The organism is Pseudomonas sp. BLCC-B112, from assembly GCF_028550695.1.
GTDB lineage: Bacteria > Pseudomonadota > Gammaproteobacteria > Pseudomonadales > Pseudomonadaceae > Aquipseudomonas > Aquipseudomonas danubii.
This window is the reverse complement of the sequence record NZ_JAQQGK010000010.1, coordinates 156,105-175,846: the sequence shown is the minus strand read 5'-3', so window position 1 is coordinate 175,846 and position 19,742 is coordinate 156,105. Positions and strand designations below refer to the sequence as shown.

General features: G+C 64.6%; 19 protein-coding genes. 9 read left to right on the top strand and 10 right to left on the bottom strand.

The window, feature by feature from the left end:
* The first annotated feature begins 181 nt into the window (after nt 1–181).
* The 3 genes from mqo to PQT43_RS24810 all read left to right on the top strand — a co-directional run bounded on the left by mqo (nt 182) and on the right by PQT43_RS24810 (nt 3,658).
* The gene (gene mqo / locus PQT43_RS24820) at nt 182–1,819 is read left to right on the top strand and encodes a malate dehydrogenase (quinone) (RefSeq protein WP_102879903.1); all 1,638 of its coding nucleotides are present in this window, start codon (nt 182–184) and stop codon (nt 1,817–1,819) included.
* A gap of 265 nt (nt 1,820–2,084) precedes the next feature.
* On the top strand, nt 2,085–2,807 hold the full coding sequence (locus PQT43_RS24815) for a GNAT family N-acetyltransferase (RefSeq protein ID WP_170004947.1): 723 nt from the start codon (nt 2,085–2,087) through the stop codon (nt 2,805–2,807).
* A gap of 68 nt (nt 2,808–2,875) precedes the next feature.
* A complete protein-coding gene (locus tag PQT43_RS24810; protein ID WP_102879901.1) occupies nt 2,876–3,658 on the top strand; it encodes a DeoR/GlpR family DNA-binding transcription regulator in 783 nt (260 codons plus the stop codon).
* Nucleotides 3,659–3,696: 38 nt separating this feature from the next.
* Here the strand turns inward: PQT43_RS24810 and PQT43_RS24805 are convergent, their stop codons facing one another.
* The 3 genes from PQT43_RS24805 to PQT43_RS24795 all read right to left on the bottom strand — a co-directional run bounded on the left by PQT43_RS24805 (nt 3,697) and on the right by PQT43_RS24795 (nt 7,198).
* Entirely contained in the window at nt 3,697–5,025 is a 1,329-nt protein-coding gene (locus PQT43_RS24805) for an MFS transporter (protein WP_272754857.1), read from the bottom strand.
* A 154-nt stretch (nt 5,026–5,179) separates the two neighbouring features.
* Nucleotides 5,180–6,373, bottom strand: coding sequence for an L-2-hydroxyglutarate oxidase (gene lhgO, locus PQT43_RS24800; RefSeq protein ID WP_272754856.1), 1,194 nt, complete (start codon nt 6,371–6,373; stop codon nt 5,180–5,182).
* 114 nt (nt 6,374–6,487) lie between these two features.
* A complete protein-coding gene (locus PQT43_RS24795) occupies nt 6,488–7,198 on the bottom strand; it encodes a FadR/GntR family transcriptional regulator (protein ID WP_123393159.1) in 711 nt (236 codons plus the stop codon).
* Between the two features lie 358 nt (nt 7,199–7,556).
* Here PQT43_RS24795 and PQT43_RS24790 point away from each other — a divergent pair, with 358 nt between their 5' ends.
* Entirely contained in the window at nt 7,557–8,015 is a 459-nt protein-coding gene (locus PQT43_RS24790; protein WP_102879897.1) for a GNAT family N-acetyltransferase, read from the top strand.
* Nucleotides 8,016–8,763: 748 nt separating this feature from the next.
* Here the strand turns inward: PQT43_RS24790 and PQT43_RS24785 are convergent.
* From PQT43_RS24785 to PQT43_RS24775, 3 genes are read right to left on the bottom strand one after another with little or no spacing between them, the layout of a single operon-like run.
* Nucleotides 8,764–9,705 (bottom strand): class I SAM-dependent methyltransferase, encoded by a 942-nt coding sequence (locus PQT43_RS24785; RefSeq protein WP_110653770.1) that lies wholly within the window; start codon nt 9,703–9,705, stop codon nt 8,764–8,766.
* 58 nt (nt 9,706–9,763) lie between these two features.
* On the bottom strand, nt 9,764–10,210 hold the full coding sequence (locus PQT43_RS24780) for a DUF7832 domain-containing protein (protein ID WP_110595832.1): 447 nt from the start codon (nt 10,208–10,210) through the stop codon (nt 9,764–9,766).
* Nucleotides 10,211–10,257: 47 nt separating this feature from the next.
* Nucleotides 10,258–11,193 carry an ankyrin repeat domain-containing protein gene (locus tag PQT43_RS24775; protein WP_110595831.1) on the bottom strand — a complete coding sequence of 312 codons (936 nt, stop codon included), beginning with the start codon at nt 11,191–11,193 and terminating at the stop codon, nt 10,258–10,260.
* Between the two features lie 349 nt (nt 11,194–11,542).
* Here PQT43_RS24775 and acuI point away from each other — a divergent pair, with 349 nt between their 5' ends.
* Nucleotides 11,543–12,526, top strand: a complete 984-nt coding sequence (gene acuI / locus PQT43_RS24770; RefSeq protein ID WP_102879893.1) for an acrylyl-CoA reductase (NADPH) — start codon at nt 11,543–11,545, stop codon at nt 12,524–12,526.
* A gap of 135 nt (nt 12,527–12,661) precedes the next feature.
* A complete protein-coding gene (locus PQT43_RS24765; RefSeq protein ID WP_272754854.1) occupies nt 12,662–14,017 on the top strand; it encodes an MATE family efflux transporter in 1,356 nt (451 codons plus the stop codon).
* Between the two features lie 12 nt (nt 14,018–14,029).
* Here the strand turns inward: PQT43_RS24765 and PQT43_RS24760 are convergent, their stop codons facing one another.
* A complete protein-coding gene (locus PQT43_RS24760; RefSeq protein WP_272754851.1) occupies nt 14,030–14,350 on the bottom strand; it encodes a DUF2834 domain-containing protein in 321 nt (106 codons plus the stop codon).
* Between the two features lie 26 nt (nt 14,351–14,376).
* A complete protein-coding gene (locus PQT43_RS24755; RefSeq protein WP_336314630.1) occupies nt 14,377–14,766 on the bottom strand; it encodes a DUF6713 family protein in 390 nt (129 codons plus the stop codon).
* 148 nt (nt 14,767–14,914) lie between these two features.
* Between PQT43_RS24755 and PQT43_RS24750 the strand changes: the two genes are divergently transcribed.
* Together PQT43_RS24750 and PQT43_RS24745 are read left to right on the top strand one after the other, a co-directional pair.
* Nucleotides 14,915–15,373: a GNAT family N-acetyltransferase gene (locus tag PQT43_RS24750; protein WP_102879890.1), complete on the top strand. Its 459-nt coding sequence runs from the start codon at nt 14,915–14,917 to the stop codon at nt 15,371–15,373.
* Between the two features lie 44 nt (nt 15,374–15,417).
* Nucleotides 15,418–16,227: a helix-turn-helix domain-containing protein gene (locus tag PQT43_RS24745; RefSeq protein WP_272754849.1), complete on the top strand. Its 810-nt coding sequence runs from the start codon at nt 15,418–15,420 to the stop codon at nt 16,225–16,227.
* A gap of 49 nt (nt 16,228–16,276) precedes the next feature.
* Here the strand turns inward: PQT43_RS24745 and PQT43_RS24740 are convergent, their stop codons facing one another.
* The gene (locus PQT43_RS24740) at nt 16,277–16,651 is read right to left on the bottom strand and encodes a DUF2784 domain-containing protein (protein ID WP_102864296.1); all 375 of its coding nucleotides are present in this window, start codon (nt 16,649–16,651) and stop codon (nt 16,277–16,279) included.
* Between the two features lie 215 nt (nt 16,652–16,866).
* Here PQT43_RS24740 and PQT43_RS24735 point away from each other — a divergent pair, with 215 nt between their 5' ends.
* A complete protein-coding gene (locus tag PQT43_RS24735) occupies nt 16,867–17,904 on the top strand; it encodes a hypothetical protein (protein ID WP_442962475.1) in 1,038 nt (345 codons plus the stop codon).
* A gap of 15 nt (nt 17,905–17,919) precedes the next feature.
* On the opposite strand, the gene PQT43_RS24730 is transcribed toward PQT43_RS24735, so the two are convergent.
* Nucleotides 17,920–19,701: an FAD-dependent oxidoreductase gene (locus PQT43_RS24730; protein ID WP_272754847.1), complete on the bottom strand. Its 1,782-nt coding sequence runs from the start codon at nt 19,699–19,701 to the stop codon at nt 17,920–17,922.
* Nucleotides 19,702–19,742: the final 41 nt, after the last annotated feature.

Below are 19,742 nucleotides of genomic sequence, written 5' to 3'. Positions count from 1 at the left end.
AAGTCAGCGCCGGAGCGATATAAAACTGAGGTCGAGCCAGTCTCGTCGGCCTTGTGTGCCCACCCTCCAGTTCTTTTGAATGCGTTCATCCAGGACCTGCGAAATGCCTGTTTCGCAATGCACTGAGTTCGCAGGATCGAGGATGGGGCGGCGGATGGCGTTCTATCGTAGGTACTACAGAATGTTGAAGAAAGTGAACACGGCCCTGATCGGGCTGGCGATGTCGATAGGCCTCACGTCCGCGCACGCGGCTGAGCCGAAGAAAGTGGATGTGCTGCTGATCGGTGGCGGCATCATGAGTTCGACCCTCGGGGTCTGGCTCAATGAGCTGCAGCCCGATTGGTCCATGGAGATGGTCGAGCGCCTGGATGGCGTGGCTGAAGAAAGCTCCAACGGCTGGAACAACGCCGGTACCGGTCACTCCGCCCTGGCTGAGCTGAACTACACCCCGGAAGGCAAGGACGGCAAGATCGAGATCGCCAAGGCCATCGAGATCAACGAAGCGTTCCAGATTTCCCGCCAGTTCTGGTCGTGGCAGGTCAAGAACGGTGTGCTGAAGAACCCGCGTTCGTTCATCAACTCCACGCCGCACATGAGCTTTGTCTGGGGCGATGACAACATCAAGTTCCTCAAGGCACGCTACGAGGCCCTGCAGGCCAGCCCGCTGTTCAGCGGCATGCAGTACTCCGAAGACGCCGAGCAGATCAAGAAGTGGGTACCACTGATGATGGAAGGTCGTGATCCGGCGCAGAAGATCGCTGCGACCTGGAGCCCGATCGGCACCGACGTCAACTTCGGCGAGATCACTCGCCAGTTCGTCGCGCACCTGCAAGCCCAGCCGAACTTTGCTCTCAAGCTGTCCAGCGAAGTGCAGGACATCGAGCGCAATGAAGACGGCTCGTGGCGCGTGACCTACAAGAACCTCAAAGACGGTTCGAAAACCGAAACCGACGCCAAGTTCGTGTTCATCGGCGCTGGCGGCGGTGCCCTGCACCTGCTGCAGAAGTCGGGCATTCCCGAGGCCAACGAATACGCCGGCTTCCCGGTGGGTGGCTCGTTCCTGGTGACCGAGAACGCCAGCGTTGCCGAGCAGCATCTGGCCAAGGCCTACGGCAAGGCTTCGGTGGGCGCTCCGCCGATGTCGGTTCCGCACCTGGACACTCGCGTGCTGGACGGCAAACGGGTCATCCTGTTTGGCCCATTCGCTACCTTCTCCACCAAGTTCCTCAAGGAAGGTTCGTACTTCGACCTGCTGACCAGCACCACCACCCACAACTTCTGGCCGATGACCAAAGTCGGTATCGAACAGTACCCGTTGGTGGAATACCTGGCCGGCCAACTGATGCTGTCGGATGACGATCGCTTCAACGCCCTGAAGGAATACTTCCCCAACGCCAAGCAAGAAGACTGGCGCCTGTGGCAGGCCGGTCAGCGCGTGCAGATCATCAAGCGTGACGAAGAGAAGGGCGGCGTGCTGAAACTGGGCACCGAGATCGTCGCTTCCCAGGACGGCAGCATCGCCGGCCTGCTGGGCGCCTCCCCAGGTGCCTCGACCGCCGCGCCGATCATGCTCAGCGTGCTGCAGAAGGTGTTCAAGGACAAAGTGGCGACCCCGGCCTGGCAGGAAAAACTGCACCAGATCGTACCGAGCTACGGCACTGCCCTGAACGACAGCCCTGAGCGTGTGGCCAAAGAATGGGCCTACACCGCCGAAGTGCTGCAACTGACCCCGCCACCAGCGGTCAAGGGCGCTGCACCTCAGGCTCCGGCCAGCATGGCCAAGCCAGAGAGCAACCCAGCGGCCGACATGGCGCTGTAAGCCTCGGCCCCGTCCGCGTTCGTCGGATGGGGCACAGCGGCTGCCACCGTGCAGCCGTATCTTGCATGGGTTGCGGCGATATCCCTGATGTCGTCGCAACCGGCCGGCCTTGCCGGTGCTTCTGAAGCAGCATCTCCGTATCTTTCTCAACGAGGCTTGAGCCCGACTCGAGCATCTTGTTGGCTGCCTGTGTCTTGCCGTGACGCGGTATGATTGCCACGCCCGCCGTTGCGGGCACGCCTCAACCCTCGGAGTCACTGCCTCGATGTCCAGCATCACCCTGTTCCAAGCCCCGCCGCCCGAAGCCATCCAGAGCCAGATCCAGCAAATGGTCGTGGACTACATCACCGACATCAGCGCGGTGGCCATTGCCCCGAGCAACCCGCTGTACAACCTGTACCAGTACGGCGTCGGCTACGAAGTGCACCTGTACCTGCAGGCCATGGACGGTTCCCGGGGGATCGCGGTAGAGCTGGTGGTGGCCACCGATACTCAGGACCCTGAGCAGGTGCTGGGCTTCACCCTGTACCTGCCGCTCAAGGACGATCCCCAGGCCTGTGCCGTGGCCTATATGGCGGTGCGGCAAAACCATCGGCGCCAGGGCATTGCCCGGCAGATGCTGGAGGCGCTGCGTGCTCGCTATCCCCATGCCGAGCTGGCCTGTCAGGTGGCCAAAGTGGAGTGTTTCGAGGCCCTGGGCTTTCAGCTGCTGGGCGCCCGCGGTCCGCAAGTGCTGATGAATACCCGAGACCATGGCAGCGATGGCTTGCTGGCGGTATTGGACGTGGCGCCGATCTACCAATCGGTGGAAGTGCGGCAGATTCACACCTACCTGCTGGCCCAGCACGGGCGCAAGGCCATGCTGGAAGCGGAGAAGAAGCGCGACCGGCATCTGGACCAGATGACCCGGCAGGCCCAGGCCCTGGTGCGCGAGCGCCTGGGTGAGGCGGCGCTGTACAACGTACGGCCCCCACAATTGATCTCCTGAGCGCGGCTGCTTGTTTTCGCGAGAGGGCTTGGCTAATCTCGCGAAAACACGCAAAAACGGGCAAGAACATGCAAAACCTGCACCCGGCAGCCGAGCTGCCCTCCCTGCGTCGACAAAAGATCCTTCTGCTGCTGGAGCGCGACGGCAAGGTCATGGCCGCCGAGCTGAGCCGGCACTTCGCGGTTTCAGAAGACACCATCCGCCGCGACCTCGCCGAGCTGGATGCCAATGGCCTGGTGCAGCGGGTGCACGGCGGTGCGCTGCCGCGACCCAAGGACAGCGGCAAGGACTACTTCACTCGGGTCGGCGAAACCAACGAGGCGAAACTGCGTCTGGCGCAGTTTGCCGTGCAATGGGTGCGGGACGGCCAGACGGTGCTGTTCGATTCCGGTTCCACCACCTTGCATATCGCCCAGTCCCTGCCGGCCGATATCCGCCTGACCGCAGTCACCGCTTCGCCAATGATTGCCGTGGCCCTGGCCGAATACCCCGGGGTCAAGGTGATTCTCGTGGGCGGCCAGCTCAATCCGGCAACCCTGTCCGCCAGCGGCCATGAAGCACTGCGGATGATCCAGGGGATCAAGGCCGACCTGATGTTCACCGGGGTCTGTGCGATTCACCCGGAGATCGGCATCAGCTCCCTGCATTTCGATGAAGTGCCGATCAAGCAGGCGATGTTCGACAGCGCCGCCGAAGTCATCGCCGTGACCACCGCCGACAAACTCGGCGCCATGGAGCCCTTTGTGGTCGCACCCTGCAACCGTCTGCAGCGGCTGGTGACCGAGCAGGAAGTGCCAGAGGTGGATATCGAAGGTTATCGCCAGCTGGGGATCGAGGTGCTGCTGGCCTGAGCCGCCCCAGTGCGACCTGTGGGCGGCTCAACGGTTTTTCAGTTCTTGAACGCCGAGTGCTTGCGCCCCTGGTCGAAGAGGGCAAACACCATCACCAGCACGGCGGACACCGCGAGGATGATCACCACGCCGTCGGTGGAGTGAGTGGCCGAGGCGGTCACCAGGGATAGGGCGCCCAATGGCGCCAGGCCGCCGGCAATGGCGGTGCCGATCTCGCGCCCGGTGCCGAAGCCCGAGGAGCGGGTCGCGGTGGGGAACTGGCGGCTGAGGAACGAACCCTGAGGCGCGAACATCATCGGTGCCAGGATGCCGGTGCCGACGCCGATGGCGATGTAGATCATCAGGCTCTCGCCGGTATTGAGCAGGGCCAGGAACGGGTAGGCGAACAGCAGCGAGAACACCCCGCCCAGAATCAGCACGGTCTTGCTGCTCCACTTGTCGCAGAGCCAGCCGAAGAAGGGCACGGCGACGATGGCGATCAGGCTGGCGATGGTCACCGACAGTGAAGTGACGTGCACATCGACATTCTTGTACTGGGTCAGGTAGGCCAGGGAAAAGGTCTTGAAGATGTAGCTCAGGGCGTTGTAGCCAATGGCGACGAAGAACACCACCGCCAGGCCCTTGAGGTCGTTCTTGAACAGTGCCTTGAGGGGCGAGGGCTTGGCCTTCTGGCTTTCCTTGCTCAGTTCCTTGAACTCCGGGGTTTCCGGAATGCTGTTGCGCACCCACAGGCCGACCGCCACCAGGACGATGCTGCACACGAAGGGAATGCGCCAGCCGCCGGCCAGCAGGAAGTCGTTGCCGTTGATGGTCAACAGGTAAATGGTCAGCGACGACAGCAGCAGGCCCAGGTTCAGCCCCAGCGCCGGCCAGGCACCTTGGCTGCCGCGTTTGCCTTCGCTGGCGTGTTCATAGGAGGTGACCGCCGCGCCGGAGAGTTCGGCGCCGGCCCCCAGGCCCTGGATGATGCGGATCGCCACCAGCAGGATCGGTGCCCAGATGCCGATGGAGGCGTAGCTGGGGATCAGGCCGATCAGTGCGGTGCACACGCCCATCAGGCAGAAGGTCAGCACCAGCACCTGCTTGCGGCCGAACTTGTCCCCCAGGTAGCCGAACAGGATGCCGCCGAAGGGACGGGCGATAAAGCCGATGGCAAAGGTGGAGAAGGCCATCAGCGTGGCGCTTTTCGGGTTGCTGTTATCGAAGAAGATCTTCGAGAAGACGATGGCCGCCATGGTGGCGTAGAGGTAGAAGTCGTACCACTCCAGCATCGAGCCGAAGATGGTGGCCGCCGCGACCTTGCGCAGGCGTTTCTGGGTTTGTTGTGGGGTTTCCGCTGCAGTAATGCCGGTTTCAACTGCGGTCATTGTGTACATCCTCTTGGATCATTGTATTTATTGTCGAGTTGACGCGGGTCTTGCTCGGTGTGCCCCAAAGGGACTGCCGAGGGGTATTTCGGCGGCACGGGGCCCCGCAGACAGCGCTGCAGCGCTGTGCAACAAGGCGTGCCGCGTCTGTGTTTCAGTCGGCCTGGAAAATCTTGTCAGCGATCATCGAACCAATGGGAATCGCCGACGTGGCGGCGGGCGAGGGCGCGTTGCATACGTGCAACATGCGTGGGGTCTGGGCGAACAGGAAGTCGTGCACCAGGCTGCCGTCACGCATTACCGCCTGGGCGCGAATCCCCGCCTCGTAGGGCAGCAGGTCGGAGACTTCCAGGGACGGGCAGTACTTGCGGCACTGCTCCAGGTAGCCGGACTTGAACAGCGAGTTCTTCATCTCCGTGGTGCCGGAACCCAGGTTCTGCCAGATGGTTTTCCAGAACCCGGGGAAGCTGGCGTACTGCGCCACGTCGCGCCAGTTGATGGAGAACTTCTTGTAGTTCTCACGGCCCAGGCCCAGCACCGCATTGGGGCCGACGGTGACGCTGCCGTCGATCATGCGGGTCAGGTGCACGCCGAGGAATGGCAGCTCCGGGTCGGGGATCGGGTAGATCAGGTGATTGACGATGTTGTTCTTCGAGGCCGGCAGGCGGAAGTACTCGCCGCGGAAGGGGATGATCTGGTGGTCGATCCTGACCCCGGCCAGGGTCGCCAGGCGATCCGATTGCAGGCCGGCACAGACCACCAGTTTCTTCGCCTGCCAGCTGCCGCCATGGCTGTTGACCGTGACGCTGTCGGCGTTTTCCTGGATCGCGGTCACGGTCTGGCTGAGGCAGATTTCTCCGCCGTCGCGGCGGATCACCCGGGCCATGGTTTCGCAGACTTCGCGGTAGTCGACGATGCCGGTGGCGTCGAGGAACAGCCCGCCGAGGCCGACGATGTTCGGCTCACGCTCACGCAGTTGCTCGGCGTCCAGGCGCTCCACCTTGAGGCCGTTCTGTTGTGAGCGCTGATACAGGGCTTCCATGCGCTGCACTTCCAGGGCGTTGGACGCTACCAGCACCTTGCCGCAGACCTCGAACTTGATTCCGTGCTCGCTGCAGAACTGCTTGGTGGCCTCGGCGCCGCGCTTGCACAGGTCGGCCTTGAGGCTGCCCGGCGCGTAGTAGATACCGGCGTGGATCACCCCGCTGTTGTGCCCGGTCTGGTGCTTGGCCAGGACATTTTCCTTTTCCAGGATCACCAGCGAGGCGCCCGGCTGGCGCTTGAGGATCTCCATGGCCGTGGCCAGTCCGACGATGCCGCCGCCGATGATGCAAAAGTCATAAATCATGGTTCTGGGTACCTTGGATCAAACGGTTTCAAGTCTGGTTATCAGGTTGTCAGACTAAGTGTTCCGATAAAAAACCGCAGGCTAGCGCTTGCGGCTTGAAGCGTGTTGCAGGTGTCAGTCGAGGGTTGGCAGCTCCAGGCCCAGGCGCTTGGCCGCGGCACGCAAGTGAGCATCGGCACAAGCGGCGGCGGCCTGGCGATCACCGGCGGCAATGGCCTGGTACAGCGCCTGGTGTTCCTGGGTGGCATCGGCGGAGCCGCCGACCATGCGCCGCGCCGAGTTTTCCCAGGCGGCCTTGCGGGCGCTGGTTAGCTGGCTGCGCAGAAAATCATGGAAGGCCACGAAGTAGTCGTTCTTGCTGGCCTCGGCGATGGCCCGGTGAAACTCCACGTCAGCCAACCCCGCGGCTTCGAAATCGCTGCGCTTGTCGTGCATTTCCTGCAGGGCTTGCTGCATGCGCTGCAGATCGGCGGCATCGCGGCGCTGGGCGGCAATCGACGCAGCCTGGGTTTCGATCCACAGGCGCATCTCGAACATCTGCGCCAGATCCGGCAGGCGTCCATCGGCCTGGGGGAAGCGGAACACCGTGCCGGCAGGGGTCTTGGAAATGTACGACCCCAGGCCGCGCCGGGCGATCAGCACGCCATCGGCCTTGAGCTGGGCAATGGCTTCGCGCACCACCGAGCGGCTGACATTCAGCTGCTCGGCCAGTTGCTGCTCAGTGGGCAGGCGCGACTCGGGAGCCAGGCGGCCGGAGTCGATCTCGGTACGGATCGCATTGACCACACGCACAACGAGAGAGTCGGGACGCTGGAGTTCAAGCATGGAGAAACCTTGGTAGTCAGGTTGTCAGACAATAGCCGCTGGGAATTTTTGCTGTCAAGAAAAACCCACAGCTCAGCGCTATCGCCGGCAGTTGGGACTAAGGCTCCGAGTCCTCAGGCACTCCTTGCAATCGCTCACAGAAGCTTCGGGTCGTCCACGTTCTGTTCGCGTAGAAAGCGGGTGGGATTCACTTTGGGGCCCATTAGCAGTCCGAGGTGCGAGGTGCGCGAGCGGTGGCAAAAGTGGTCTGCTCTTTGCGATTGAAATGGCCTGATAAAACCCTCCATTCAAACCATAAGCTGGCGCTCCTCACCATCCAGGGGTTGACGTCTGGAGTGGGTTTTAACAGGAGAGTGCAATGAGTGATCAACAACACGCAGTGACGATACGGCCGATTCAGCCTGGCGATTATCAGCAGTGGTTGCAGTTGTGGCTGGCGTATCAGGACTTCTATCAGGTGACGCTGGACGAGCAGGTCAGTGTGGTTGCCTTCGAGCGTTTCTGTGATCCGCAAGAGCCGGTGTTTTCAGCGGTGGCGGTGCAGGGTGATGAGCTGATCGGTTTCGTCAACTCGGTGTTGCACCGTTCGACCTGGGCGGTAACTGACTTCTGTTATCTGGAGGATCTGTATGTCGCTCCGGCAGTGCGGGGCAGTGGTGCGGGGAAACTGTTGATCGAGTGGGTGCAGGCCTTTGCCCGGGAACAGCGGTGTGGGCGGTTGTATTGGCATACGCAGGAGAGCAACAAGCGGGCGCAGAGGTTGTATGACTGGGTGGCGCAGAAGCCTGGGGTTATTGAGTATCGGATGGGGTTGTGAGGCGGGGCGGGGGCTTTGGGGTTTTTTTGGGGGGCATATCCGTTGCTGCGGGTGGGGCCACTTATGGTTTCGCTCTTACAGCGAGTCACTTTGGAAAGAGCCCAAAGTAACCAAAGGCTCCTGCCCCTCCACTCGGTGCCTCGCCTAGGCTCGGCATGCCCTCACTCCGGCATTGATCCGTGGGCCGCCGCCACAGGCCATCCATGGCCTGGGGCGGCTAACCCGGCGTCCTGCCGGGTTACCCACGGCTCAATGCCTGCGTTCGGCCATCGTGGTTAACGGGGCGTTCAGATCAAGATCAAGAGCGCGACGGCGGCCTTGCGGCCGGCCTGAAGATGGAGTGGGGCGTCCCTCCCACCACCTCCCGTAGGAGCTGGCTTGCCAGCGAAGGCGTCCGCCCTGACGCTGCATGACTCACGGGCCTCTTCGCCGGCAAGCCGGCTCCTACGGACAGCGCGTAACACGCGCTTGGCTCTGGCTCTGGCTTTTGATCTTGATCTTCAGGCCCCTTCCCAGCCTGCCGGAGAGAGGGAACCCCGAGCCCCAGCGAGGGGCCCATGGAGGGGCAAGCGTTTTTGGTTCCTTTTTAGGCGTTTGTAAAAAGGGACTCGCCGTAAGGGCGAAACCCTAAGTGGCCGTGACCGCAGCAACGGATATGTACCCCGTCCCCCTCGCCGTAAGGGCGAAACCATAGGTAGCCGCACCCGCAGCCACGGATACATCACCCTTCCCAGCAGCGATGGCCCCTCTATTCCCCCTGACGAAACACCAGCGCCTTGAGCCCACACTGCGGATCGGCATCGGGAAACTCCGGCGGGTTCTCCAGCCGCTGTTCAAAACGCAACCCCGGCGCTGCCTCGGCCATGCCCTCCAGCAGAAACTCCACGGTAAACGCCGGGTCGTTCATGCAGGCCAGCACGCAGCCGTTGGCTGTCAGCAACTCCGGCAAGCGCCGCAGGACCCGGGCATAGTCCTTGCCCAGGACAAAGCTGCCTTTCTGGAACGATGGCGGATCAATGATCACCAGGTCGTAAGGGCCACCTTGCTTGACCTTGCTCCAGGACTTGAACAGGTCATGGCCGAGAAAGCTCACCCGGCTGGTGTCGTGGCCATTGAGCCGGTGGTTGTCGCGGCCACGGCTCAGGGCCGCTCGGGACATGTCGAGGTTGACCACTCGCTCGGCACCGCCAGCGATCGCTGCTACCGAGAAGCCGCAGGTGTAGGCGAACAGGTTGAGCACGTTCTGGCCCCGGGCATGGGCCCGGACCCAGTTGCGCCCGTAGCGCATGTCGAGGAACAGCCCGTTGTTCTGCTTGCTGCCCAGGTCCACTTGGTAGCGCAGGCCTTCCTCGGTGATGGTGCAGGAATCCACCGGCTGGCCCAGCAGCCATTCGCCATGGCTGTCGGGCAGGTAGCGGTGTTGCAGCATCAGGCTGCGGGCACCGCTGGCGGCCCATTGTGCGGAGTTGCCCAGCTCCACCAGCAGCAGCTTGAGGGCCGCGAGTTGTTCAGGCTCCGGCGCCTTGAACAGGGACACCAGCAATACCCCTTGCAGCCAGTCCACGGTCAGTTGCTCCAGCCCCGGCCAGCAGCGGCCGCGGCCATGGAACAGGCGCCGGGTTTCGGTGGGCGCGGTGGCCAGGGCGGTTAGCAAGTGCTGGTTGAGGGTGGCGAGGGCTTGAGGGGTCATCACGGTAACCGGCGATTTTCGGGGGCGGCATTTAACCACAATTGCCGGCGTCCGGCGCTCAGTCGATGTACTGCGCTCGCCCCGTGGCGCGCCAGTGTGCAAGTCGCTCGTCCATCACCGATGCCAGCCGGTCGTAGTTGCTCCAGCTGTTTTCCACCCGGTAGATGGTGCCCGGCTCAGGGGCCAGGATCTGTTCGTAGTCGCTGGAAAACCGCCCGCTGTCCCGCCCCTTGTAGTAGGCCAGGGCAAAGGCATTGCCTTCGTCGTTGAAATCGCCGTCGCTGAGCTTTTCATCCAGTATCCGCAACAGGAACTCGCGGCCATCGAGGGTGCGGGCCTGGACTTGGCCGATCTCCTCTTCGACATCGTCCAGCAGCTCCTCGCTGGCAAAGTCGTTGATCAGCATCCAGGCCAGGAACAGGCCGATGTGGGTGGCTCCGGCCGTGGTGGGCAGGTCGTCGGGAAAGTCGCCGCCGTAGTGCCAGGAGGCGTCGTCGTATTTCATGGGGGCAGGTCCTGAAAGGTGAGAGGGGCGTGCAAGTTGCAGGGGCGTCACAGAATCGCGTTGGTCCATTTCGGGGTGCCGGCCAGGCGCCGCTTGACGCTGTCGATGCGCCATTGCCCCGCGACCCGTTTGACCAGGAAGCGATGCTCGTAGCACAGCGCCCGGGAGGCTGGATCACGCATCAGCACTTCGGCCTCGGCGGGCTTGAGCAACTGGCAGCCCAGTAGTTGGTCGGCCTCGGAGTAGGTTGTGGGGTAACCGTAGGAGGCTCGGGGATAGGCCCGCGGCCGCAGGGTGCAGAAACGTTCGAGGAGCTGTTGCGGTTCGGCCCAGAAGGCCGCGTCGACAGCCTCGTGGCCCAGGGCATTGCCTCGTTGTTCCCAGGCCTCCAGCGCCAGGGTATAGGCCCGCACCTGGGTGACCGGATCGCCACTGTTGTCATCGCCTGCTGCCAGTGGCGGCCAGGGCAGGGAAGGGGCCGCTGCGGGCGCTGGCGGCGCTCCGGCACCGGCCTGCGCCAGCTGTTGCATGATCTGGGTATGGCCCTTCTCTTCGGCCAGGGACCAGGCATTGCGCTGCTGGAAGTCCAGGCGCAGCGGATCGGCGCCGGCTTTGAGCAGCAAGCTCAGCATTGCCTCGTGCCCGCCCTGGGCGGCGTTCATCAGGGCAGTACGTTGCAGTTCGGGGCTGGCGTGTTCGAGCGCTGCGCCATGGGCGATCAGCAACTCGGCCATGGCGGTATCACCTTGGCTGGCGGCCCAGGCCAGGGGGCTGTAGCCCAGGGCCTTGCACGGTTGCTGGACATTCGCGCCGCGTGCCAGCAGCAGCGCCACGGCCGGCTGGTGCCCGGCGATAGTGGCGGCCAGCAGGGCCGTGCGGCCGGTGCCCTTGTGCTGCCATTCAAGGTCCGCGCCAGCATCAAGGAGGCGCTCGATGGCCGCGAGATCGCCGCGTGCGGCGGCTTTTTCCAGTAGGTGAGACAAGGTCGAGAATCCGTTCGGTCAGGGTAGAAACGCCGCGGCATGGTAACGCTCCATGCTGCGTTTTTGCCACGCCCGATACGCCCCTCATCGCCGTTCTGGCAGGCCAGTTGCGCTGGGCTACGTTGCGATACGGGACGCTGGGTGCGGCCCGGGCCATTGCGAGCGTCGCGGGCGGGGACTGGGGTGAGGGGCGATCAATGACCTTTAGCGCCGGCCCGGCCACCGGAGCAATCCTGTGGCGGGCAGGGGTGTTCATGGACGCCTTCCGAAGGCTTGCGTAGGATGGCGCGTTCGCGTTCTACGCCGTTGCAGCCAGCGCTGCAGCCTCCCTTGCCAACAGGAGTCCGTGATGTTCAAGGCCATTGTGATCGACAAAGACACTGCAGGTTATCGCGCCCATCTGAGCCAACTGGAGGAGGTGCAACTGCCTGCAGGCGATGTCACGGTGCGGGTGGCCTACAGCACCCTGAACTACAAGGACGGCCTGGCGATCACTGGCAAAAGCCCGGTGGTGCGGCAGTTTCCCATGGTCCCCGGAATCGACCTGGCAGGTACCGTCGAAGCCAGCAGTCATCCGCGCTTTCGCCCGGGGGAGCAGGTGCTGCTCAATGGCTGGGGCGTGGGCGAGAGCCATTGGGGCGGGCTGGCACAGAAGGCCCGGTTGCAGGGGGACTGGCTGATCCACCTGCCAGAAGCCTTCAGCGCGCGCCAGGCCATGGCCATCGGCACTGCCGGCTACACCGCCATGCTGTGCCTGATCGCCCTGGAACGCAGCGGCCTGACCCCCGAGCACGGCGAAGTGCTGGTCACCGGTGCCAGCGGCGGCGTCGGCAGCTTTGCCATCAGCCTGCTGTCGCGCCTGGGCTACTCGGTGATTGCCGCCACCGGGCGGCCGGAAGAGGCCGACTACCTCAAGGCGCTGGGGGCCAGCCGTATCATCGAGCGCGCCGAACTGTCCGAGCCGGGACGCCCGCTGGCCAAGGAGCGCTGGGCGGCGGCCATCGATTCGGTGGGCAGTCACACCCTGGCCAACGTCTGTGCCGGCACCGCCGCCGATGGTCTGGTGGCTGCCTGCGGGTTGGCCCAGGGCATGGATTTCCCGGCTTCGGTGGCGCCCTTCATTCTGCGGGGAGTGAGCTTGCTGGGGATCAACAGCGTGACCCGTCCCTACCACGAACGGGTGCATGCCTGGGAGCGCCTGGCTGCCGAGGTGGACCAGCAGCACCTGCAGCGGATCACCCGCGAAGTGGGCCTGGAAGAGGCGTTGACCGTCGCCCGTGAACTGCTCGAAGGCAAGGTCCGCGGGCGGGTGGTGGTGGACGTCAACCGCTGATATAAACCTCGGGCCGCTGCGCTGCCGGAACGTCGCGTGCGGCCTTCATTGCTGCACCTTCCAGGACCGACGCGAGCCCCGTGCCACGGACTGCTTCGCGGCCCTTCGTCCTCTTGATCCGAGGTTGCCTGCCCCATGTCGATTCCCGCCCAGCGCCCGCTTTGGCAGGTGTACCTGATCTTCCTCATGCCCATGGTGCTGTCGAACTTCCTGCAGTCGTTCTCCGGCACGCTCAATGGCATCTACATCGGGCAGATGCTGGGGACCCAGGCGTTGGCCGCGGTGTCGGGGATGTTCCCCATCGTGTTCTTCTTCATTGCTCTGGTGATCGGCCTGGGCGCGGGGGCCTCGGTGCTGATCGGCCAGGCCTGGGGCGCCCGGGAGCTGGGCACGGTCAAGGCGGTGGCCGGCAGCACCTTGCTGCTGGGCGCGCTGATCGGGTTGTTGGGGGCGGTGCTGGGCATGCTGTTTGCGCGGCCGGCATTGCAGGGCCTGGGCACGCCCCTGGATGTGCTGGACGATGCAGTGGGCTATGCCCGGGTGATGATGCTGATCATGCCGCTGCTGCTGGTGTTCGTGCTCTTTACCCAGTTGCTGCGGGGCGTCAGCGATACCCTGTCGCCGCTGCTGGCGCTGATCGTGTCGACCCTGGTGGGCCTGCTCCTGACCCCGGCGCTGATTCGCGGCTGGCTGGGCCTGCCGCCGATGGGCATCCAGAGCGCGGCCTTCGCCGGGCTGGTGGGCAATATCCTGGCCATGGGTTTTCTGGTCTGGCGCTTGAGTGGCCGGGCCCATCCCCTGGCGCCGGATCGGGCGCTGTTCGCGGCGATGAAGCTGGACCGGGCGATCCTCGCCAAGGTGCTGCGCATCGGCCTGCCCACCGGGGTGCAGATGGTGGTGATCTCGCTCTCCGAACTGGTGATCCTGGCCCTGGTCAACCGCCACGGTTCCCAGGCTACGGCGGCTTATGGCGCGGTGACCCAGATCGTCAACTATGTGCAGTTTCCGGCGCTGTCGATCGCCATCACCGCGTCGATCCTCGGGGCTCAGGCCATCGGCGCCGGGCGCCTGGAGCGCATCACCCCGATCCTGCGCACGGGCCTGGCGATCAACCTGTGCCTGACCGGGGCCCTGGTGCTGCTGGGCTACCTGATTTCCCACTGGCTGCTGGGGCTGTTCATCATCGACCCCACAGCCCTGGTGCAGGCCGAACACCTGCTGCACATCATGCTCTGGAGCATCCTGGTGTTCGGCTTCCAGGCGGTGGTGGGCGGCATCATGCGCGCCAGCGGCACGGTGCTGATGCCGGTGGCGATCTCGATTTTCTGCATCCTCGGGGTGCAGCTGCCGATGGCCTATCTGTTGGACGCGCACTTCGGCCTGCAGGGGGTGTGGATGGCGTTCCCGGTGGCCTACCTGAGCATGCTGGTGCTGCAGACCGGCTACTTCAAGCTGGTCTGGCGGCACAAGCAGATCCAGCGGCTGATCTGAGGCCGTTGCCGCTCAGGCGCTGCGGGGCGAGCCTCGGCCAAAGCCGTTGACCACGATGTACAGCAGCGGGCCGATGGAGACCAAGACCGCCGTCAGCAGCAGGTAGGGCAGCACCGACAGCGCCGAGCGTCCGCGGGCCCGGGCGTCTTGCAGCATCCACAGTCCAGCCAGCAGCGCCATCAAGTACAGGTCGATGACCACCTGCGCGGTGTCGGGTTGCGACAGCAGTTGCACGCCGAATTGCAGCAGCGACTGCTGTGCCTGGAGCAGGGTGAACAGGGTGTAGGCACTGAAGGCCAGCAGGGTCAGCAGCGCGAGGTAGGGACGGGGCATGGTGGGTTCCTTGAGCCGGGAGGTGATCAGTCGTTGCACGGGGAGCGTTGCCGGCCCAGGTCCAGCATCAGGTAGAGCAGGCCGGTGGCACCGCAGGCGAAGATCAGCGTTTGCGACAGCAGCGAGTCGAAGAGGTACAGCGGGTGCTGCTGAAGGTTGAAGTGCAGCCCGGCGTGAACCACGGCAAAGGCGGCCAGCAGTTGCCGGCTGGTCCGGCGCATGGCCTGGCGCGGGTGCCCGATCAGCCACATCAGTGCGACGCACAGCGGTACATGCAGCGCAATGAACCACTGCTGGCCCAGCGTCGGATCGAGGTCGCGCAAGCCATACAGCAGGCGCCACTCGGCTTGGGCCACGGCGTCCAGTTCATGGCCGGCGAACAAGGCCAGGCATAGGCGCCAGAGTGTTTTTCTCACCATTAAACTCCTTGAACTACGGGGAGCGAACAGGCTAAGTGGCAACCCCCGGGCCACTCAATGACCTCCCAGGTCATAGACAGGCGTGGGGCACAAGCGCTCAGCTGGGCGGCACAGGACAACAATCAGCTTCAAGGAATGAGTAGCAATGAGCGACAGCGAACAGGCTCCTGAGCCAGGCACCTCGAGGGTGATCCGTGAAGCACGGCCCGACGATGTGCCGGCCATGCTCGGCTTTGATGCCTATGCACAATCCCATGCCAGCCGGGGCCAGGCGCTTCGCGAGGCGGTCGGGCGGGGCCAGGTGTGGGTTGAGCTGGCGTGCGACAGGATCGCCGGCTATGTGCTGCTCAATCATGATTTTTTCGATCAGGGGTTCGTCTCCCTGGTGGTTGTGGCGCCCGGGCAACAGCGTCAGGGGGTGGCACAACGGCTGCTCGCCGCCGCCGAGAAGGCTTGTCGGACGAGCAAGCTGTTCACTTCCACCAACCGTTCCAATCGGGCGGCCCAGGGGCTGCTGGCCAAGGCCGGATTCCGCCCCAGCGGGGTGGTCGAGAACCTGGACGAGGATGATCCCGAACTGATCTTCTTCAAGCCTGTTCGCTGAGTTGTCCGCCAACGGCTAACCCACCCAAAGGATGATGGAACCCGATGATCGAACCCCTTGGACGCGTTCCCGCACCAGCGCTGCCGGTCGGCGCGCAACTGCGCCAGCTGCGGCGCCAAGCGCGCTTGAGCCAGCTGGATCTGGCGTTGCAGGTGGGCATGTCGCAACGGCACCTGAGCTGCGTCGAGACGGGCCGGGCGCAGCCCAGCCCGGCGCTGCTGCATGGCTTGCTGAGCACCCTGGATACCCCACTGGAAATACGCAACCGGGTGTATCTTGCCGCCGGCTATGCCCCCCGTTATGCCGCCTTGCCATTGGACGATCCGGGCCTGGAGCCGGTGCGCGCCGCGCTGATGCACCTGCTCCAGGCCAACAACCCGGCGCCGGCCATTGTCATCGACAGCGGCTGGCAGGTACTGGCCGCCAATCGCGCCACCACGGCCTTGTTCGGGCTTTTGGGACTGCCGCCGGCGGCGCTGGAGCAAGGTTTCAATCTGCTGGCGAGCCTGCTGCTGCCCGGTGGTTTTGGTGACTGCCTGATCAATGCCGAAGAGATCCGTCAGGTGGCTTGGCAGCGGGCGGCCCGGGAGGCGGCGCAACAGCCAGGGCTGGCGGCGCTGCTGGCGAGCCTGCCGTGCCCCGGCGAGGCGTCGGGTGCTGCAAGCCTGGCCACGCCGTTGCTGCTGACCCGGGTGCGCGGGCCCACGGGGGAACTGCGTTTTCTTTCCACCTTCACCACCTTTGGCATGCCCCAGGACATCACTGTGGCGTCATTGCGCATCGAGCACCTGATCCCCGCCGACCAGGCCACCTGGCAGGCGCTGACCCAGGCCTGCGAGGCCGATCCGTCCTAGAGCGCCAAGGTGCGGGCCGGTTCGCCGCTGCGGTCACAAGGGGGAGGCTTCAGGCGTGGCGGGTACGGCTCCAGCGCCGTGCCAGGTAGCCGTAGACCGAGAGGTTGATCACTAGAACCAGGCTGCCCAGCCAGAGCTGGATGCCCGGGGTCAGCCCGGCGGGGTAGATCAGTGGGATCAGGTAGTGCTCGATGAACCCGGCCCCGTAGCCATCCTGGCCGGCGGCGTGGCGCAACAGGTTTTCCCAGCGGGTCAGCGGGCATTCCAGGTGCAGGACTTCCACCGCCACACCCCAGGCCGCGGCGGGCAGGTGCAGCAGCATCAGCCGTGGATGGCGCAGCACCAGCAGGCCTCCCAGCAGCACGAAGACGATGAATGACAGGTGAAACAGCACCAGGCTGTCAGCGGCGATGCGGTAGAGCATGAAGGTTCCTTGTAGGGGGGAGGCAGGTCCGTGGCGCAGGCGCCCCGGGCAATATACCGATGCCGGAGGCGTCGTGGGTGACGATTGCACGAGCGCCTGGCAAAACGCCCCGGGCGGCGCAGTGGCGCTACCTATACTGCAAGTAGGCCAGGCCGGACAGTCGAGTCTGGCCTGGCCTTGCCTTCAGGGAGGGACTTGCCTTGTGCTCACTGGCGCTGCGTTGCTGTCGCCCCAGGTCCTGGTTGTTCAGCCTGGGGCTGGCGGTGCTGGTACTGCTCCTTCCTGGCTGCGCCAGCCGTGTCGCCGAGCCCGTCGCCCAGGCGCCGGTCAGTCCGGCCGTCTGGCGTCAGGTGGACGGGGAGCTGCTGAACGCCTCACGCTCCGCCACCCAGCAGGCTGAAGTCTATGCCCAGGGCTCCATGGAGCACTGGCGCACGCGGATCTATCAGCAGACCGACGAACACTTCATTCCCTGGTTCAGTGGCTACTGGACCCAGGAATGGCTGGCGCTCAAGGTCGGTTGGTATTCCCTGAACGACCGGGGCGATGACGCACAGGCTTCCAGGCGCCTGGCCGGTTACCTGCAGGAACAGTATCAGCAGCGGGTCCTGGCACCAGTGGCGCTGGAGATCGATGCCGATGGCATTACTGGCGAGGCCATGGAGTTCTATGTGCAGTTGCTGCGTCAGCAGGTGCAGCTCAGCACTGCGCGTCACCAGTTGCCCGTGCCGCAATTGGATCAGCATCTGGCGCGGATCATCGCCATCGATCTTGGGCCCCAGGCCGGGCAACGCGCTTCGCTGCAGCAACTGTTGCAGGTAGAGCCGGTGGCCCGTCTGCCGGCCTATGCGCCGCTGTTGCAGCAGATTCATGCCGGGCCGGCGACCGATCAGGGGGAGGCGGCGCCGGGCGTGTCCCAGGTGGCCCAGGTCACCAGTGAGAAACTTCAGGCCCAGTTCGCCAGTCGCGGTGTGGCCGGTGCCGTGGCCGCCGCGGTGGGGCGGGTGGCCGGAGCGCTGATTTCCGTGGGGGTGGCGGGCGTACGGGCCCTGGTCCAGAACAATGAGCGCGAGTACCTGCAGGCGCAGACCCGGCGCGACCTGGGCGTGGCCTTCGATCAGGCCTGGCTCAAGCAGTTGCATGACCCTGAGCACGGGGTTATGGCCGGGGTGTATTACCTGGCGCGGCAGATCGAGGCGCAGTTGCAGGCCTCGCAACCCCTGGTGGAGCAGGGCCCCGGCTGGAGCCCATGAACCAGCGGCGCCAGGTCAATGCATCGCCGCGCATTGTCCGGAACCTGCGCCAAGGGCCGGTTCGAGGATCACCTCATAGTCACTGACGCCTGCGGCATGGCGCCCGGCAATGTAGCCGAAGGTCATGGCCGGCCCCAGGTTGATGCCCCCGGACGGGTAGAAACCGCCCATGACACTGGCCATGTCGGTGCCCGCGGCATACAGCCCCGGGATCACTGCCCCGGCCTGATCCAGTACTTGGGCCTGGGGGCTGGTCTTGAGCCCGGCAAAGGTGCCGAAACTGCCGGGCAGCACTTTGACCCCATAGAACGGCCCTTGCTGGATAGGCGCCACACAGGGGTTAGGCCCTGGGTGCAGGGCGTCACCCTGCTTGCGGTTGTAGGGCGTCGAACCGCGACCGAACTCAGGGTCCTGACCCTGCCGGGCATGCTGGTTGAACGCTTGTACCGTGGCGGCCAGGCCTTGTGGGTCGATGCCGCAACGCCGTGCCAGCTCCTGGATGGAGTCGGCCCGTTGCAGGTAGCCGTTGCGTACCAGATGGCCCACGGGCAGGGGGAAGGGGCGGGCATAACCCAGCCCGTAACGACGCTGGAAGCGGTGGTCGCAGATCAGCCAGGACGCCACTTCCTCGCCGGCCGGAACCGCTTCCACCATGGCCGCGGTGTAGTCGTAGTAACCGTCGGCCTCGTTGACAAAGCGTTTGCCATTGGCCAGCACCCCGATCACCCCGGGCTTGGCCCGATCGATGATATGGGGAAAGTGGCCGATGCTGCCGTCGGCGTGTTGCACCCGCGATACCGGGGCCCAGGCCACCGGGCTGGCAAGGTCGGTGGCCAGCACGGCACCGGCGGCTTCACCGAGACGAATGCCGTCCCCCGAGCAGCTCAAGGGTGGCAAGGCCAGATGCTCGTCGGGGCCAGGCGCCCGGGGAAACAGCGCCTGGCGTCGAATCGGGTCATGGGTAAAACCACCGGCCGCCAGGACCACGCCGCGACGGGCCCGGATCTCCCGCGGCCCCTGAGGCGTGTCGACCAGGGCGCCGTGCACCCCTTGTTCGTCCTGTAGCAGCGAACGGGCCGGCGACGACTCCAGCAGATTCACTCCCAGGTCCTGGGCCGACTTCGCCAGCCGGCCGATCAGCGCCACGCCGTTCACCAGGTGCATGGCCCGGCCATGCAGCGCCAGGTCCCGCAGATGGCGGACAAAGCGCTTGCCCACATGCAACAGCGACTTGAACGAGCGCGTCATGCTGAGAAAGGCGCCCAGGTCGGCCCCGGCCATGATCGGCATGCCCAGGAACGAGGTCTCGCGCAGGGTCCGGCGCAGGCGCGCCAGCAAGGGACCAATGGCCCGGGCGTCATAGGGCGCGGCGATCACCTGATGACCCTCGATGCCAGCCCCGGGCACCTGGCCATGGATGTCCGGAATGCCATTGCCGTCGACGAACTGCAGGGCGGTGTGCTGTTCGAAGAAGGCCACCATTTGTGGACCGTTATCGAGAAAGGCGTCGATGCGTCCGGCGTCGTAGCCTTCGCCCAGTTCATGCCTGAGGTAGGTGCGCGGTTGCTGCGGGTTTTCATGGATGCCGGCGCGGCGTGCCAGCGGATTGCCCGGCACCCACATCCAGCCACCGGACCAGGCACTGGCACCGCCGAAAGTGGAATCCTTTTCCACTACCACCACCTTCAGCCCATGCCAGGCGGCGGTCACGGCACAGGCCAGACCGGCAGCTCCGGAGCCGATCACCAACAGGTCACAATCCAGGGGCGGGAGGGTTGCGGCGGGAACTTCGCTCACGATGACAGGCCTTTTTTGGTGTATTTATAAAAAATGGAATT